This is a genomic window from Pseudoduganella sp. R-34 (genome assembly GCF_049904655.1).
In the GTDB taxonomy this organism is placed as follows: Bacteria; Pseudomonadota; Gammaproteobacteria; order Burkholderiales; family Burkholderiaceae_D; genus Rugamonas.
The window spans coordinates 6,384,017-6,398,508 of record NZ_CP184572.1 but is presented as its reverse complement, the minus strand read 5'-3'; the positions used below and the strand labels follow the sequence as shown (position 1 = coordinate 6,398,508).

The 14,492-nt window shown below is 70.3% G+C and carries 18 protein-coding genes; all 18 read left to right on the top strand.

Features of this window, described 5'->3' with window-relative positions:
• Positions 1–5 precede the first annotated feature (5 nt).
• Genes fliF through flhA form a run of 18 tightly spaced genes read left to right on the top strand, consistent with a single transcriptional unit; the run spans position 6 to position 14,477 of the window.
• Positions 6–1,424 (top strand): flagellar basal-body MS-ring/collar protein FliF, encoded by a 1,419-nt coding sequence (gene fliF / locus ACN9MW_RS29510; protein WP_426172334.1) that lies wholly within the window; start codon positions 6–8, stop codon positions 1,422–1,424.
• Complete coding sequence (locus ACN9MW_RS29505; protein WP_426165638.1) at positions 1,421–1,894, top strand: hypothetical protein; 474 nt, start codon at positions 1,421–1,423, stop codon at positions 1,892–1,894. The genes fliF and ACN9MW_RS29505 overlap by 4 nt, the downstream gene beginning before the upstream one ends.
• Complete coding sequence (locus tag ACN9MW_RS29500) at positions 1,882–2,796, top strand: FliH/SctL family protein (protein WP_426165636.1); 915 nt, start codon at positions 1,882–1,884, stop codon at positions 2,794–2,796. The genes ACN9MW_RS29505 and ACN9MW_RS29500 overlap by 13 nt, the downstream gene beginning before the upstream one ends.
• Complete coding sequence (locus ACN9MW_RS29495; protein WP_426165634.1) at positions 2,796–4,103, top strand: FliI/YscN family ATPase; 1,308 nt, start codon at positions 2,796–2,798, stop codon at positions 4,101–4,103. The genes ACN9MW_RS29500 and ACN9MW_RS29495 overlap by 1 nt, the downstream gene beginning before the upstream one ends.
• Positions 4,100–4,570 carry a hypothetical protein gene (locus ACN9MW_RS29490; RefSeq protein WP_426165632.1) on the top strand — a complete coding sequence of 157 codons (471 nt, stop codon included), beginning with the start codon at positions 4,100–4,102 and terminating at the stop codon, positions 4,568–4,570. The genes ACN9MW_RS29495 and ACN9MW_RS29490 overlap by 4 nt, the downstream gene beginning before the upstream one ends.
• Positions 4,560–5,411: a hypothetical protein gene (locus tag ACN9MW_RS29485; protein ID WP_426165630.1), complete on the top strand. Its 852-nt coding sequence runs from the start codon at positions 4,560–4,562 to the stop codon at positions 5,409–5,411. The genes ACN9MW_RS29490 and ACN9MW_RS29485 overlap by 11 nt, the downstream gene beginning before the upstream one ends.
• A 3-nt stretch (positions 5,412–5,414) precedes the next feature.
• Positions 5,415–5,822, top strand: coding sequence for a flagellar hook assembly protein FlgD (locus tag ACN9MW_RS29480; RefSeq protein WP_426165628.1), 408 nt, complete (start codon positions 5,415–5,417; stop codon positions 5,820–5,822).
• Between the two features lie 9 nt (positions 5,823–5,831).
• Positions 5,832–7,019, top strand: a complete 1,188-nt coding sequence (locus ACN9MW_RS29475) for a flagellar hook protein FlgE (RefSeq protein WP_426165626.1) — start codon at positions 5,832–5,834, stop codon at positions 7,017–7,019.
• Entirely contained in the window at positions 7,019–7,768 is a 750-nt protein-coding gene (locus ACN9MW_RS29470) for a FliM/FliN family flagellar motor switch protein (protein WP_426165624.1), read from the top strand. Before ACN9MW_RS29475 ends, ACN9MW_RS29470 begins: the two co-directional genes overlap by 1 nt.
• A 19-nt stretch (positions 7,769–7,787) precedes the next feature.
• Positions 7,788–8,132 (top strand): FliM/FliN family flagellar motor switch protein, encoded by a 345-nt coding sequence (locus tag ACN9MW_RS29465; protein ID WP_426165622.1) that lies wholly within the window; start codon positions 7,788–7,790, stop codon positions 8,130–8,132.
• Positions 8,125–8,481 (top strand): flagellar biosynthetic protein FliO, encoded by a 357-nt coding sequence (locus ACN9MW_RS29460; protein WP_426165620.1) that lies wholly within the window; start codon positions 8,125–8,127, stop codon positions 8,479–8,481. Before ACN9MW_RS29465 ends, ACN9MW_RS29460 begins: the two co-directional genes overlap by 8 nt.
• Positions 8,478–9,227, top strand: a complete 750-nt coding sequence (fliP, locus tag ACN9MW_RS29455) for a flagellar type III secretion system pore protein FliP (RefSeq protein WP_426165618.1) — start codon at positions 8,478–8,480, stop codon at positions 9,225–9,227. The genes ACN9MW_RS29460 and fliP overlap by 4 nt, the downstream gene beginning before the upstream one ends.
• 11 nt (positions 9,228–9,238) lie before the next feature.
• Complete coding sequence (locus ACN9MW_RS29450) at positions 9,239–9,943, top strand: sigma-70 family RNA polymerase sigma factor (RefSeq protein ID WP_426165616.1); 705 nt, start codon at positions 9,239–9,241, stop codon at positions 9,941–9,943.
• Positions 9,944–9,955: 12 nt separating this feature from the next.
• Positions 9,956–10,339 carry a hypothetical protein gene (locus tag ACN9MW_RS29445; protein WP_426165614.1) on the top strand — a complete coding sequence of 128 codons (384 nt, stop codon included), beginning with the start codon at positions 9,956–9,958 and terminating at the stop codon, positions 10,337–10,339.
• A complete protein-coding gene (locus ACN9MW_RS29440) occupies positions 10,329–10,595 on the top strand; it encodes a flagellar biosynthetic protein FliQ (protein ID WP_426165612.1) in 267 nt (88 codons plus the stop codon). Before ACN9MW_RS29445 ends, ACN9MW_RS29440 begins: the two co-directional genes overlap by 11 nt.
• 8 nt (positions 10,596–10,603) lie before the next feature.
• Entirely contained in the window at positions 10,604–11,365 is a 762-nt protein-coding gene (locus ACN9MW_RS29435) for a flagellar biosynthetic protein FliR (protein ID WP_426165610.1), read from the top strand.
• Entirely contained in the window at positions 11,365–12,450 is a 1,086-nt protein-coding gene (locus ACN9MW_RS29430; protein ID WP_426165608.1) for an EscU/YscU/HrcU family type III secretion system export apparatus switch protein, read from the top strand. Before ACN9MW_RS29435 ends, ACN9MW_RS29430 begins: the two co-directional genes overlap by 1 nt.
• Positions 12,450–14,477 carry a flagellar biosynthesis protein FlhA gene (flhA, locus tag ACN9MW_RS29425; protein ID WP_426165606.1) on the top strand — a complete coding sequence of 676 codons (2,028 nt, stop codon included), beginning with the start codon at positions 12,450–12,452 and terminating at the stop codon, positions 14,475–14,477. Before ACN9MW_RS29430 ends, flhA begins: the two co-directional genes overlap by 1 nt.
• Positions 14,478–14,492: the final 15 nt, after the last annotated feature.

The following is a 14,492-nucleotide window of genomic DNA, read 5'->3' as shown; positions in this document are numbered from 1 at the left end:
ATGGAATGATGGAAAGCTGGCGCGGCCTGGGCCGCGGCGCGCGTAACGGCATCGCGGTGGGCCTGCTGCTGATCGTGGCGGTCATGGGCGGCCTGGCGTGGTGGATCTACCGCGCCGATTACCAGGTGCTGTTTGCCGACCTGTCGCCGGCCGATGCGGCGGCAATGACGGCGGAACTGGACAAGTCGAAAACCCCGTATCAGCTGGGCGGGGAGGGCCGCACCATCCTGGTGCCGCAGGACATGGTGTACAAGACCCGCCTCAAGCTGATGGGCAAGGAAGTGCCGCTGCACGGCGCGGTCGGCTTCGAAGTGTTCAACAATGCCGATTTCGGCATGACCGACTTCGTGCAGAAGGTGAACTACCAGCGCGCCATCCAAGGCGAACTGCAGCGCACCATCCTGGCCATCGACGAGGTGCAGACGGCGCGCGTGCACCTGGCGGTGCCGGAGCAGGGCCTGTTCAAGCGCCAGGCGGCCAAGGCCAAGGCTTCGGTCACGGTCACCATGAAGCAGGGCCATACCCTGGGCGCCGAGCAGGTGCTGGGCATCCAGCGCCTGGTGGCAGCCTCGGTGCCGGAACTGACCGCGGCCGACGTGACGGTGCTGGACCAGCATGGCGTGGCGCTGACGCGCGCCGGCGGCAGCGACGCGGCGGAAGCGGCGGCCAGCGGCCAGCTGGACGCCAAGCGCGGCGGCGAAGACTACCTGCTGAAGAAGGTCAACCGCGTGCTGGACCAGACCTTTGGCGCCGGCACGGCTGTCGCGAGCATCGACCTCTCGCTGAACATGGACCAGAGCCGCGTCACGCTGGAGCAGGTGCTGCCGGCGCAGGCCGTGGTGCGCGAGCGCAAGGTGGTCAGCGACGCCAGCGGCGGCCAGAACGACGCCGTGGCGCGCAATCCGGGCAGCAGCACCACCGAAGCCGACTACCAGGTGGGCCGCCGCACCGAGCAGCTGAACGTGGCCAGCGGCGCGGTCAAGCGCATGACGGTGGCGGTACTGGTGCGCCAGTCGCTGAACGAAGACCAGATCGAAAAACTCAAGGAAGTGGTGGCATCGGCCGTCGGCCTGAACCAGGAACGGGGCGATGCCCTGGTGCTGTATTCGATGCAGCAGTTCGGCAGCCTGCCGGACAGCTTGCCGACCCCGATCGCCGGCCATGCCGATGCCAGCCCGGCCGACGCTACGCCGGCAGCAGCCGCCGGCAAGGCAGCGGCGCCGGCCGGCCGCAACCTGGTGTGGATGCTGGCAGCCCTGCTGCTGGGCGCGGCCGTGCCGGCCTCCGTCCTGCTGCTGGCCCGCCGCCGCGATGCCGATGCCGCGCCGCTGGATGATGCCGCGCGCGAGCGCCTGGTGCTGGATATCCGCAGCTGGATCGCGGCGCCTGCCGCCGGCGAGCGCTTGCCGACGGAGCAGCCATGAACGGTCACAAGCAGGCCGCCGCCGCGCTGCATGGCCTGAGCACGGCCGACCAGGACAAGGTGCTGGCTGAACTGCCGCCAGCCGACCAGGACATCCTGCGCGGCTACCTGGCCGAATTGAGCGCGCTCGGTTTCGCGCGCGCCCCGGCTGTTGCCGCTGCCGCGCGGCCGGCCGCCAGCGTGCTGCGCAACGCCAGCGCCGAAGCGCTGTTTGCCGTGCTGGCGCAGGAGCCGGCCGGCCTGGTGGCGCAATTCCTGGCGCTGGAAGCCTGGCCCGCCGGCGCAGCCCTGCTGGCGCTGTTCCCGGGGCCGCAGCGCGAGCGCATCTCTGCCGCGCAGGCGGCGCAGGGGCCGGTGGCGCCTGCCGTTGCCCGTACCCTGGTGGAGCTGGTGGCCGGCCGCCTGCCGGCCGCCGCGGCGGCGCCGGGCTGGCGCGCGGCCCCGGCAAAGGTATTCCGATGGACCCGATAATCCGCGCCGCCGCCGTTGCCGCCCGCCCGCGCCGCCTGCGCGCGCCCGGCGCGCCGCACCTGGTGGCGCCTGCCGCCGACCCGCACGGCGCCGACCCGCACGGCGCCGCAGCCGGCGGCCACGCTGCGCCCGTCGCGCAAGAGCGCAGCCCGGCCGCATCGCCGGCAGCCGCCGCGCCGCAAGAACAGCGTCCCGCCAGCTCGCCGGCGCCAGCGGCCAGCCCGGCTGCTGCCGTGCAGCCGGACGCCGTGCTGGCGCAAGCCATCGCCGCGGAAAGCGCACGCCTGCGCGCCGCATTGCAGGCCGAGCAGCAAGCCTGGATCGCCGCCGCCGAACAGGCCCAGCGCGACTGGCTGGCGCAGGCCGAAGCCCAGCGCAGCGCCTGGCGCGAACAGGCCGAACAGGAATTGCGCGCCGCCTATGGCGAAGCCGAACGGCGCGGCCTGGAAGACGGCGCCGCCCAGGCGCAGCGCGTGGCCGAAGACCTGGTGCAAGCCCAGGTGGCGCGCCTGCAGGCCGCCGCCGGCGCACTGCTGCAAGCCCAGGGCACGCTGGCGCCTTCGCTGCAGGAAGACGTCGTGGAACTGGCCTTCACCATCGTCTGCCGCTTGCTGGGCGAGCAGGCTGCCACGCGCGCCGGCATCCACGCCATGCTGCAGGTGCAGCTGGCCGCGCTGCGCGAACGGCGCGACCTGACGGTGCGCCTGCATCCGGCCGACTGCGCCCTGATGGCGGCCGCTGAAGTGGACGGCGGCGCCGCGCTGCGCTACGTGCCGGACGCCGGCATCGAGCTGGGCGGCTGCCTGATCGACAGCCCGGCCGGCACGCTCGACGCGCGCCTTGAATACCAGCTTGGCCAGTTGCGCCAGGCGCTGGCAGCGGCACGCGCAGGAGAAGCCTGATGCGCCAGTACCTGGACGCCGCCCGCAATGTGCCGCTGACAGCGCGTCTCGGCACGGTGGCTGCCATTGCCGGCTACAGCCTGGAAGCGCTCGGCCCCGACGTCACCATCGGCGAAGTGTGCGAGATCACGCCGCAGGATGCGCCGCCGCTGGCGGCCGAAGCGGTCGGCCTGCAGCGCGGCCGCGTGGTGCTGATGCCCTACGGCGCGCTGCGCGGCGTGGGCATCGGCGACACCGTGCGCGCCACCGGCGTGCAGGCCGGCATGCCGGTCGGCCCGGCGCTCTTGGGGCGCGTGATCGATGCCTTCGGCCAGCCGCTGGACGGCGGCGCCGTGCCGCAGGCCACGGAGCAGCGTCCGCTGCAGGCCCCGCCCATGAATCCCCTGAGCCGGCCGCGCATCGACAAGGTGCTGGAAACCGGGGTGCGCGCCATCGACGGCCTGCTGCCGCTGGGACGCGGCCAGCGCATCGGCATCTTTGCCGGCAGCGGCGTCGGCAAGAGCACCTTGCTGGGCATGCTGGCGCGCGACGTGCAGGCCGACATCAACGTGATTGCCCTGATCGGCGAACGCGGGCGCGAAGTGCGCGAATTCGTGGAAAAGCACCTTGGCCCCGAAGGCCTGAAAAAGAGCGTGGTGCTGGTGGCTACCTCCGACCAGCCGGCGCTGGCGCGCACCCGCGCCGCCCAGGCCGCAACGGTGGTGGCCGAGTACTTCCGCGACCAGGGCAGGCAGGTGCTCCTGATGATGGATTCGATCACGCGCTTTGCCATGGCGCGGCGCGAGATCGGCCTGGCGGCGGGCGAGCCGCCCACCGCGCGCGGCTACACGCCGTCGGTGTTTGCCGACATCCCGGCGCTGTGCGAGCGCTGCGGCACCGCTGCCAGCGGCGGTTCGATCACCGCGCTGTACACCGTGCTGGTGGAGGGCGACGATTTCAACGAGCCGATCTCCGACATCGTGCGCGCCACGCTGGACGGCCACGTGATGCTGTCGCGCGAGCTGGCGCACGAAGGCCATTTCCCGGCCATCGACGTGCTGCAGAGCACCAGCCGCCTGGCCGGCGACCTGGCCACGCGCGAGGAGCTGGCCCTGATGGGCAGCGTGGTCGAACAGTTGGCCACCTACCAGCGCAACCGCCAGATGGTGGACATGGGCGCCTACCGCGCCGGCAGCAATGCCGCCATCGACCGCGCGCTGCACGCCTACCCGGCGCTGCGTACGGTGCTGTGCCAGAGCGTGCACGAATCGAGCCCGCGCGCCGATGCGCTGGCGCGGCTGCGGCGCGCCATCGGAGCGGCGCCATGAGCGGGCGCGGACGCTTCCGTTATCCGCTGGAGCCGGCGCGCCTGCTGCGCGAATGGGCGCTGGACGAGGCGCGCCAGGCGCTGGCGGAACAGAATGCGCTGCTGGCCGAAGCCGAGGCGGTGGCCGGCGGCGCCCAGGCGCGCTTGGCCGACGGCTGTGCGCAATGGGCGGCCATCAGCGGCTCGGGCCAGTTGCTGGCGGCGCAGCAATGCCTGCAACACGGGCGCTACCTGGCGTCGCTGGCGCAGTCGGCGCAAGCGGCCAGCCGTGCGCTGGCCGAGCGGCAGGATGCGCATGCCGAACAGGTGGCGCAGCTGGCGGGCGCGCGGCGCGCGCTGGACGGCCTGGAAAAGCACCGCAGCGAACTGCGGCGCGAATTCGTGCGCGCACGGCTGCAGGCGCAGGCGCGCGAGACCGACGATTTGTGGGGCGTATTGCAGGCGGGGAGGGACGGCGATGGCAATTGAGCTGGAAACGGCGGCGGCTGGCGGCGTGCCGCAGCGCATGAACCGGCAAAACGCGCAGGCGCGCCAGGAACGCTGGCTGGCGCAATTGCAGGATGCGCTGTTTGCAGGCGGCGGCGCGCATGCGCCGGGCCAGCATGGCGGCAATGCGCCGCAAGAGAGCACGCAGGGCCAGCACCAGGCACAGCGCGGCGAACCGGCAGAGCAAGCTGAAAATCCGGCATCCGGCCGCAAGGCAGGGCAGGCCGCTATGCGCCAGGCGGGCGGCAGCGCGGCGCCGGCGGCTGGCGTGCCGATGGACGGCGGGCCAGCCGGCGCCGCGCCCGTCGGGCATGCAGCCGTTGCCGGCATGGCGGCAGTGGGCGCCAGGCCGGGCAGCGCGGGCGCTGCGGCCCCGGCGGCTGGCGTGGCTGCCGCAGCGCTGCCGGGCCTGGCCGCCGCGCGCGCCGGGTTCGGCTTCGCAGTCGGCGCGCTGGCGCAGGACGGCAACGGCGCAGCGGAACAGCCGCAGGGCGCGGCCGAAGCGCAGCCGGAGCCGGGACAGCCGGCCGCCGCGCCGCAGGAAGATTACGCGCCGCGCCTGCTGCGCCTGGCGGCGCAGGGCCAGGGCATGCAAGCCTGGCTGCGCGATGCCAGCCTGCAGCCGGGCCAGGTAGCGGCCGTGGCGGCAGCCCTGGCCGGCGAACTGGCAGCCCAGGGCCAGCCCCTGGCCGCCCTCAGCATCAACGGCAAGCGCCTGCCGGACGGCGCCCTGCGCGCCGCCAGCGACCACGCGCGCCGCAACGCATTCAACGCGTATACCGCCGCGGCGCAGCTGCCGCCGGTCCACAACGGGAAAGGATAGGACATGACCATCAGTAGCGCATCGGCCGTCAGCAGCAGCGCGCGCGGCACCTCCAATTCGGCCAACGTCAGCATCGAGGACTTCCTGAAGATCCTGACCGCCCAGCTGAACAACCAGGACCCGCTGAAGCCGGTCGACAACCAGGAATTCGTGGCGCAGATCGCCCAGTTCGCCAACCTGGAACAGACCCGCCAGCTCAACGAAAAGCTGGACGGCATGCTGTCCAACCAGGCTTCGACCCAGGCCCTGGGCCTGCTGGGCAAGACGGTCGACATCAACGTCAACGGCGCGCCATTTACCGGCACCGTGTCGGCGCTGTCGCTGGCCAGCGGCCAGCCGCTGATGACCGTCACTGCCGGCGCCCGCTCGCAGTCCAATATCAACCTGTCGCAGATCATCAATATCCGCTAAGGGGGCAGCATGTTCGAATCGATCACTATCGGCACTTCCGCCTTGCTGGGCCACGAAAAAGGCTTGCGCACGGTCGGCAACAACCTGGCCAACGTCAACACGGCCGGCTTCAAGTCCTCGCAGCTGGGCTTCACGGCCCTGTTCGACCAGCAGGCCGGCGGCGGCCAGGGCGCTGCCGGCAGCAACGCCGGCAGCGGCGGCAGCGGCATGGCGGTCGGCGGCACGGTGGTCAACTTCCAGGCCGGCCAGGACCAGTCGACCGGCAACCCGACCGACCTGCGCATCAACGGCAACGGCTTCTTCGTCATCAAGCGCGACAACGAATACCTGTACACCCGCGCCGGCGACTTCTCGTTCAACGACAAAGGCGCGCTGGTCAACTCGGCCGGCGACGCGGTGCAGGCCATGGGCGAGGGCGGGACGCTGTCCGACCTGGTGCTGGACAAGCAGCTGCGCAGCCCGGCCAAGGCCACCACCACCCTCAAGTTCGCCGGCGCGATCCCGTCGCCGGCAGCCGGCAGCACGGCGGCGCTGGCCGATGTCACCGTGCCCAGCATCACCGCGGTGGACGCCAACGGCACCAGCCATAGCCTGAGCATGAAAATCCACCACAACGGCAACAGCGAGTATGCGCTGACCATCAGCGAAGGCGCCACCACGGTGGGCACCGGCACGCTGAAGTTTGCCGGCGCCTACCCGGTGCCGGGCTTTAATGCGGTGACGGTGGACTGGACCCCGGCCGGCCTGACGGCCACCAGCCTGAAGTTCGACTTCGCCAGCGACGTGATGGCGCAGCCCGGCGCTTCCACCATCGCCTTCGCCAGCCAGGACGGCTACGCGGCCGGTTCCAAGTCGGACCAGACCATCGGCAGCGACGGGCTGGTGACCATCAAGTACAGCAATGGCCAGACCAGCACCGGGCCGCGCCTGGCGCTGGCCGACTTCGACAGCGTGCGCGACCTGAGCGAAGCGGGCGGCAGCGCCTTCCGCCGCAACGCCGACGTGGTGGCCAGCTATGGCTATGCCGGCAGCGCCACCTTCGGCAAGCTGCAGGCCGGCCACCGCGAAGGTTCCAACGTCGACCTGGCCGAGGAATTTTCCAACCTGATCCTGATGCAGCGCGGCTACCAGGCCGCCTCGCACGTGGTCAGCACGGCCAACGAAATGATCCAGCAACTGTTTGAAATGAAGCGCTGATGCACACCAGGCCTTACATCTTATTGAGCGACAGCCGCCTGGCGGCGTTGCGCGCAGCGCTGGAAGCGGCGCTGCGTCCATGGCAGCAGGCCTGGGGCCTGGCGCCCGAGCGCATCGAGTGCGTGGCGCTGCGGGCCGGCGCTGCCGCGCTGTGGACGCCGCGCGCCGCCTTCGAAGGCGCTGGCGGCGCCAGGGCCTGGCTGGCCTGGCCGGATGAACTGGGCGGCGCGCTGGAGCGCGCGCTGTGCGGCGCGGCGCCGGGCACCGGCCTGGCGCAGGCGCTGGCCGGGCGCGCACAGGAAGCGCTGCTGCAGGCGCTGGGGACGGCGCTGCCGGCAGGCCAGCGCGTCGGCGCGCTGGCGCCCGCGCGCGAACTGTATGCGGCCGGCTCCGGCGCGGCCCTGGTGCAGCTGCACTTCGGCCGCCAGGCGCTGGCCATCCTGCTCGACCATGCCGCCGTGGCTGCCCTGGCCCCGGCCGCTCCGGCAGCCCTGGCGCCGCTGGCGCCCTGCGAGCTGCAGGCGGCAGTCGGCGCTGCCACGCTGGCGCTGCCGGTGCAGCTGGGCAGCATTGAGCTCGACCTGGCCGACCTGATGGCGGTGCGCGTGGGCGACGTGATCCGCCTTGGCCGCAGCGCCGAGCAGCCGCTGCCCGTGCTGGCCCCGGATGGCGCCAGCACCCTGTTCCACGCCCACCTCGGCAAGGTGGGCCAGGCCCTCGCGGTGCAAGCCGCGCCGGCCCCTGTTTAATTTTGTAAGGAAGATCGTAATGAGCAGTCATGCAAGCGGCCAGGCCGCATCCGTTGAACTGGCCGAGCGCGTCGAGCTGGCCGAACTGCGCGGCCATGGCGGCGGCGCCCCGCTGGCCCTGGGCCAGGGCGCTTTGCTGCAAGGGGTGCAGGTCGGCCTGACAGTGCAGGTCGGGCAGGCCCAGGCCAGCCTGGCGCAGCTGATGGAGCTGCAGGCCGGCGCCGTGTTCACGCTGGACCGCGCGGTCGATGCGCCGCTCGACCTGGTGGTCAACGGCCAGGTGGTGGGGCGCGGCGAACTGGTGGTGGTGGGCGACCAGTTCGGCGTGCGGGTAACGGAAGTGGCGCCGCGCAGCCATGGCTGAAGCAGTTGCCGCAACGGCCAGCGCCGTCGTCAGCGCGCCGGCCATCCCCTTCAAGCAGGACACGCCGCTGGGCGCCGCGCCGGTCGGCGGCGGCGCCGTGGCGGTGCTGCTGCTGTCGCTGCTGGTGATCGTTGCCGTGCTGTTCCTGCGGCGCCGCCTGCCGCAGGCGGGCGGCGGCAGCGGCGGCCGCCTGCTGCGCGTGCTGGAACGCCAGCCGCTGGGCCCGCGCGCCCAGCTGGTGGTGGTGGAATTCGAGGGCCAGCGCCTGCTGCTGGCGCATACCGAACACGGCGTGGCGCAGGTGGCAGCGGCTGCCGCGCCGGCAGCCGTAGCGCCGGTGGCGCCATGATGCGCCGCCTGTGCCAGGCCGGCGCCGTACTGGCGCTGCTGCTGTGGGTGGGCGTGGCCTGGGCCGCGCCGGACAGCGCACCGGCCATCCAGCTTAACCTGGGCGGGGCCAGCCGCGCCGACACTTCGGCGGCGGTGCGCATCCTGCTCGGCCTGACCGTGCTGTCGCTGGCGCCGGCCATCCTGATGTCGATGACTTCCTTCATCCGCATCGTGATCGTGCTGTCGATGCTGCGCCATGCGCTGGGCATGCAGGAGACGCCGCCCAATGCCGTCATCATCAGCCTGTCGCTGTTCCTGACCATGTTCACCATGGCGCCGGCGCTGCAGCAGGCCAATACCCAGGCCCTGCAGCCCTATGTGGCGGGCAAGCTCACTGCTGAAAAGGCCATCCCCAAGGCGCTGGCGCCGCTGCGCGAGTTCATGGTGCGCCAGACGCGCGAAGCGGACCTGGCGCTGATGGTGGAATTGGCGCACGCCGAACGCCCGGCCAGCATGGAAGACATCAGCATGCTGCAGCTGATTCCTGCCTTCATGCTGTCCGAGCTGCGCGCTGCCTTCCAGATCGGCTTCGTGATCTTCCTGCCTTTCCTGCTGGTGGACCTGGTGGTGTCGTCGGCGCTGATGGCGCTGGGCATGATGATGGTGCCGCCGGCCTCGATCTCGCTGCCGGTGAAGATCCTGCTGTTCGTGCTGATGGACGGCTGGAACCTGGTGGTGCGCGCCCTGCTGGGTACTTTCGTCTGAGGGCAATGCCGGTGTCGGAGGACGTCCTGGAAACGGTATGGCAGCGCTTTCACGGGGGCGAGGCCGAGGCGCGCGCCGCGCTGGCGCAAGCCTACGATGCGTATGCACGCATGCACGCGGCGCGCATGTACGCGCGCCGCGTGCAGGACGACCTGGAGTTCGACGATTACCTGCAGTACGCCCGGGTCGGCCTGCTGGAAGCGATCGACCGCTACCAGGACAGCCGCGGCGCCAAGTTCGAGACGTTCGCCTCGTCGCGGGTCAGCGGCGCCATCCTGAACGGCATCGATTCGGCCAGCGACCTGCGCGAGCAGGTGGCCGCGCGCAAGCGCATCGTGTCGCAGCGGGTGGGCGCGCTGGCGGACCGGCGGGACGCCGATGTCTTCGGCCAGCTGGCCGAACTGGCCATCGGGCTCGCGGTCGGCTTCCTGCTGGAGGAAACCGGCCTGTATGCCGCCGGCGAAAGGGAGTATGCCGACAACAGTTATCATGGCGTCGAGCTGCGCCAGCTGCGCAATACCCTGATGGCGGCGCTGGAGCAGCTGCCGCCGCTGCAGCGCCGCATCGTGCATGCGCACTACCTGCAGCAGCAGCCGTTCGGCGAGATTGCGCAGGACTGCGAGCTGTCGGCCGGGCGGGTGACCCAATTACACAAAGAGGCAATGACGGCGCTGCGCCGTCAATTGCGCGGACGCGGGCTGGACGTCAGCCTGTAGGGAGAGCATGGAATGGTGACTTCGGTAAGCGGCGTGACGGCCCTGGTGCGGATGATCCGCAGCCAGCTGGCGCCGCATGGCGCGGCCGCCGGCCGGCGCGCCCCCAGTGCGGACGGGCGCGCGGCGGCAACGCCGGACGGCACGCTGGCGCGCCTGGTGGAACAGCGGGTGCGCGCCATCGGCCGCGACGACCCGCAGCGCGGGCGCAAGGCCTTGCGCGTGTTCCTGGAAGCGGTGCTGCTGGACGAGCTGGGCCAGCACCTGCTGGCCGATCCGCGTTTTTTCCGCATGGTCGACGAGGTGCAGGAAGCGCTGGAGCAGGATGATTCCTGCCAACCCCTGCTGGAACAGGCGATGGCGCAGCTGCTGGCGACGGGAGGTCAGGATGGGCAGTGACATGGCCCTGCGCATGCTGTCCGAGCTGCTGTGGACCGGCTTGCTGATCGCGGCGCCGCTGCTGGCCGTGACCTTGCTGGTGGGCTTGCTGGTCAGCGTGCTGCAGGTGGTGACGCAGATCCAGGAAGCCTCGCTCAGTTTCGTGCCCAAGCTGGTGGCGGCCGTGGTGGTGCTGGTGGTGTGCGGGCCGTGGATGCTGAAGCGCCTGGTGGCCTTCGGCGCCGGCCTGATCGCGTCGATACCGCAGCAATTCTAAGGCGAGCGATGCAGATCAACGTCGATGCGGCATGGGCCCTGGCAGTGTTTTACGTGTGGCTGCGCCTGGGCTGCGTGTTCCTGCTGGCGCCGGTACCCATGGTGCAGGGCACGCCGGTGGTGGTGCGCGTGCTGTTTACGCTGGCGCTGGCGGCGCTGCTGGTGTCCGGCGGCGGCGTGCGGCCGGCGCTGGCCAGCTTCGGCCCGGGCCAGGTGCTGTTGGGAGCGATCGGCGAAGTGGTGGTCGGCATCACGCTGGCCTTCGGCGTGTTTGCCGCCTTCGGCGCGTTTGCCATGGCCGGCAAGATCCTCGACGTGCAGAGCGGTTTCGGCCTGGGCGTAGTGTATGACCCGGTGACGCGCTCGGGCGCGCCGATGTTTGCCACCATCCTCAACATGACCGGGGTGGCGCTGTTCTTCGCCCTTGACGGCCACCATGCGCTGCTGCGCGGCCTGGCCTTCTCGCTGCAGCGGGCGGCGCCGGGCGCCGGGCTGGAACTGTCGGCCGATGCGGCCGTGGCGCAGTTCGGGCTGGTGTTCTCCTACGGCATCGCGCTGGTGATTCCGGTCATCCTGTGCCTGCTGCTGCTGGAGCTGGCGCTGGCCGTGGCCTCGCGCACGCTGCCGCAGATGAACGTGTTCGTGGTCAGCATCCCGCTCAAGCTGGTGGCGGCGCTGACCATCTTTGCCGTCAGCGCACCGACGCTGGGGCCGGCCATGCAGCGCGTCTACCGCTCCATCTTCACCTACTGGGAAAGCGTGCTGCGCTGATGGCGGAACAGGATAGCGACCGTTCGGAACAGGCCACGCCGCACCGGCTGGAGGACGCGCGCAAAAAGGGCCAGGTGGCGAAGAGCGTGGACTTCCTGTCGTGCGCGGCCATTGCCGTGCTGACGGTGGTGGTGCAGGCTAGCGGCTGGGACGGCCTGGGCAAGCTGCTCAGCATGGCGCAGCGCACCCTGGCGCGGGCGCCGGGGCTGGAGTGGAGCGTGGCCAACCTGGCGGCCTGGTGCGGCCAGCTGCTGTTGGCGGTGCTGCTGTTGCTGGCGCCCCTGCTGATGGCGCTGGTGATTGCCGCGCTGCTGACCAACCTGGCGCAGACCGGCCCGATATTCAGCGTGCACCCGGTCAAGCCGGACTTCAAGCGCCTCAACCCGGTCGATGGTTTCAAGCGCATCTTTTCGATGCGCACCCTGTTCGAGGCCGGCAAGAGCATCGTCAAGCTGGTGGTGCTGGCCGGGGTGGCGTGGGCCGCCGTGAGCGCGGCGCTGCCGGGCCTGATGGCCTTGCCGACGGCGGCGCCGGCCGCCTATCCGCGCATCCTGCTCGAGCTGGTGGGCGGCCTGCTGGGCAAGCTGGCGTTGGCGCTGCTGTTGATTGCGCTGGCCGACATGGGCTTTGTGCGCTGGGATTACGCCAAGCGCATGCGCATGAGCAAGCGCGACATCAAGGACGAGCACAAGAACCGCGAAGGCGATCCGCGCATCCGCGCCCGCATCCGCGAACTGCGCAAGGACATGCTCAAGCGCAGCCAGTCGATGCGGCGCATGGCCAGCGCCGACGTGCTGGTCACCAACCCGACCCGCCTGGCCGTGGCGCTGCGCTACGAGCATGGCAGCGCGGCCGCGCCCAAGGTGGTGGCCAAGGGCGCCGGCGACCTGGCGGCGCGCATGCGCGCACTGGCCGGGCGCAAGAATATCCCGATCGTGCAGAACAAGCCGCTGGCGCGCACCTTGTTCCGCGAAGTCGATTACGACGGCTACGTGCCGGAAAAGCTGTATCCGCAGCTTGCAAAAATCATGGTCTGGGTCTACGCCATGCGCGAGGCCCGCCGTCAGTCTGGAAGGAAGAATTGATGTTACGTCGTTATTTTGGCGAGAACGCCGACCTGGTCATGGTGCTGCTGGTGGTCGGCATCCTGTGCGTGCTGTTCGTGCCGATCCCGTCGGCCATGCTGGATTTCCTGATCCTGTGCAATATCAGCTTCGCCCTGACCATCCTGCTGCTGACCTTCTATATCCCGCGGCCGGTGGAGTTTTCCACTTTTCCCTCGCTGCTGCTGATCGCCACCCTGTTCCGGCTGTCGCTCAACGTGGCGGCCACCCGCCTGATCCTCAGCGATGCCGACGCCGGACGCGTGATCGGCGCCATCGGCTCCTATGTGGTGGGCGGCAACTACGTGATCGGCATGATCGTGTTCCTGATCCTGGTGGTGGTGCAGTACGTGGTGGTGACCAGCGGCGCGCAGCGCGTGTCCGAAGTGGCGGCCCGCTTCACGCTGGACAGCATGCCGGGCCAGCAGATGAGCATTGACGCCGACCTGAACATGGGCTTCATCGACCAGGAAGAAGCCAAGCGCCGCCGCAAGCTGCTGGAAAAGGAATCGGGTTTCTACGGCGCGATGGACGGCGCCAGCAAATTCGTCAAGGGCGATGCCATTGCCGGCATCCTGATCATGCTGATCAACATCGTCGGCGGCCTGGTGATCGGCATCATGCAGATGGGCATGCGCTGGGACCAGGCGCTGCACACCTTTACCCTGCTGACCGTGGGCGACGGCATCGTGACCCAGGTGCCGGCGCTGGTGATTTCGGTGGGCACCGGCATCATCGTGACGCGCTCCGCCTCGGACGGCAACCTGAGCAGCCAGGTGCTGCGCCAGCTGACCTCCTTCCCCAAGACCCTGTTCATCGTGGCCGGCGCCATGGCGGCGCTGTTCTTCCTGCCGGGCATTCCGCCGCTGTCGGTACTGGTGGTGGGCGGCACGCTGTTCGGCGTCGGCCTGCTGCTGCGCCGCAAGGTCGGCGGCAAGCCGGAAGACGACCAGGACGCCGACGCCAAGGATGGCGAGGAAGACACCTACGACCTGCTGAAAGTGGAACCGATCGAAGTGCTGATGGGGGCGACCCTGCTGCCGCTGGTGAACGGCGAGCAAAGCCTGCTGACCGAACGGATTGCCGCGCTGCGCAAGCAGTTCGCGCTGGAATCCGGCATGGTGCTGCCGCGCGTGCGCTTCCGCGACGCGCCGCAGCTGGCCGCCACCGCCTACGAGCTGCGCGTGTTCGGCGCGCTGGCCGGCAAGGGCGACATCATGCTCGACCACACGCTGGCCATCCACAGCGGCGGCGAGCAGCGGCCGTTGAAGGGGATCGAGACGCGCGAGCCGACCTACGGCTTGCCGGCGATCTGGATCGCCGACAGCGAAAAGGAACTGGCGCGCTCGGCGCGCTACACCCTGGTCGACCCGGGCACGGTGTTCATCACCCACCTTTCTGAAGTGCTGAAGCAGCAGTCGGCCATGCTGCTGACGCGCGGCGAGACCGACAAGCTGCTGCAGCGCATCCGCGACAGCCAGCCCGGGCTTGTGGAAGAACTGGTGCCGACCGTGGTGTCGGTCAGCGACATCCAGAAGATCCTGCAGAACCTGCTGCGCGAAAAAGTCTCGGTGCGCCACCTGGAAGCGATCCTGGAAACCCTGGCCGACGCCGGCCGCAACAGCAAGGACCTGGGCTACCTGACCGAAGTGGTGCGCCAGAAGCTGGGCACGGCCATCTGCCAGGACCTGCTGGGCGATCACAGCGCCCTGCACGTGCTGACCCTGGACCCGGCCATCGAACAGGTGCTGATGCAAAGCGTGCGCCAGGCCGACGGCGGCGGCATCGTGGTCGAGCCCAAGTTCGCCGACCAGCTGCTGGCGCGCCTGGCCAGCCAGGCCGACCGCATGATGAAGGCGAATATGCTGCCGGTGCTGCTGTGCGCGCCGGACTTGCGGCGCCATGTGCGCGCCCTGAGCGAGCGCGTGCTGCCGCACCTGCGGGTGCTGTCGATGGCGGAAGTACCCAACAGTGTCAACCTGAAGGCGTACACTACGGTCAGTCTGTAACTTCTGGAGAAATAA

Excerpts from the sequence above, each read along its gene's own strand:
- ACN9MW_RS29480 (WP_426165628.1), top strand. The coding sequence starts at position 5,415 with ATGACCATCAGTAGCGCATCGGCCGTCAGCAGCAGCGCGCGCGGCACC.
- ACN9MW_RS29460 (WP_426165620.1), top strand. The coding sequence starts at position 8,125 with ATGGCTGAAGCAGTTGCCGCAACGGCCAGCGCCGTCGTCAGCGCGCCG.
- ACN9MW_RS29475 (WP_426165626.1), top strand. The coding sequence starts at position 5,832 with ATGTTCGAATCGATCACTATCGGCACTTCCGCCTTGCTGGGCCACGAA.
- ACN9MW_RS29430 (WP_426165608.1), top strand. The coding sequence starts at position 11,365 with ATGGCGGAACAGGATAGCGACCGTTCGGAACAGGCCACGCCGCACCGG.
- ACN9MW_RS29465 (WP_426165622.1), top strand. The coding sequence starts at position 7,788 with ATGAGCAGTCATGCAAGCGGCCAGGCCGCATCCGTTGAACTGGCCGAG.
- ACN9MW_RS29435 (WP_426165610.1), top strand. The coding sequence starts at position 10,604 with ATGCAGATCAACGTCGATGCGGCATGGGCCCTGGCAGTGTTTTACGTG.
- fliF (WP_426172334.1), top strand. The coding sequence starts at position 6 with ATGATGGAAAGCTGGCGCGGCCTGGGCCGCGGCGCGCGTAACGGCATC.
- ACN9MW_RS29470 (WP_426165624.1), top strand. The coding sequence starts at position 7,019 with ATGCACACCAGGCCTTACATCTTATTGAGCGACAGCCGCCTGGCGGCG.
- ACN9MW_RS29485 (WP_426165630.1), top strand. The coding sequence starts at position 4,560 with ATGGCAATTGAGCTGGAAACGGCGGCGGCTGGCGGCGTGCCGCAGCGC.
- flhA (WP_426165606.1), top strand. The coding sequence starts at position 12,450 with ATGTTACGTCGTTATTTTGGCGAGAACGCCGACCTGGTCATGGTGCTG.
- fliP (WP_426165618.1), top strand. The coding sequence starts at position 8,478 with ATGATGCGCCGCCTGTGCCAGGCCGGCGCCGTACTGGCGCTGCTGCTG.
- ACN9MW_RS29490 (WP_426165632.1), top strand. The coding sequence starts at position 4,100 with ATGAGCGGGCGCGGACGCTTCCGTTATCCGCTGGAGCCGGCGCGCCTG.
- ACN9MW_RS29500 (WP_426165636.1), top strand. The coding sequence starts at position 1,882 with ATGGACCCGATAATCCGCGCCGCCGCCGTTGCCGCCCGCCCGCGCCGC.
- ACN9MW_RS29445 (WP_426165614.1), top strand. The coding sequence starts at position 9,956 with ATGGTGACTTCGGTAAGCGGCGTGACGGCCCTGGTGCGGATGATCCGC.
- ACN9MW_RS29505 (WP_426165638.1), top strand. The coding sequence starts at position 1,421 with ATGAACGGTCACAAGCAGGCCGCCGCCGCGCTGCATGGCCTGAGCACG.
- ACN9MW_RS29440 (WP_426165612.1), top strand. The coding sequence starts at position 10,329 with ATGGGCAGTGACATGGCCCTGCGCATGCTGTCCGAGCTGCTGTGGACC.
- ACN9MW_RS29495 (WP_426165634.1), top strand. The coding sequence starts at position 2,796 with ATGCGCCAGTACCTGGACGCCGCCCGCAATGTGCCGCTGACAGCGCGT.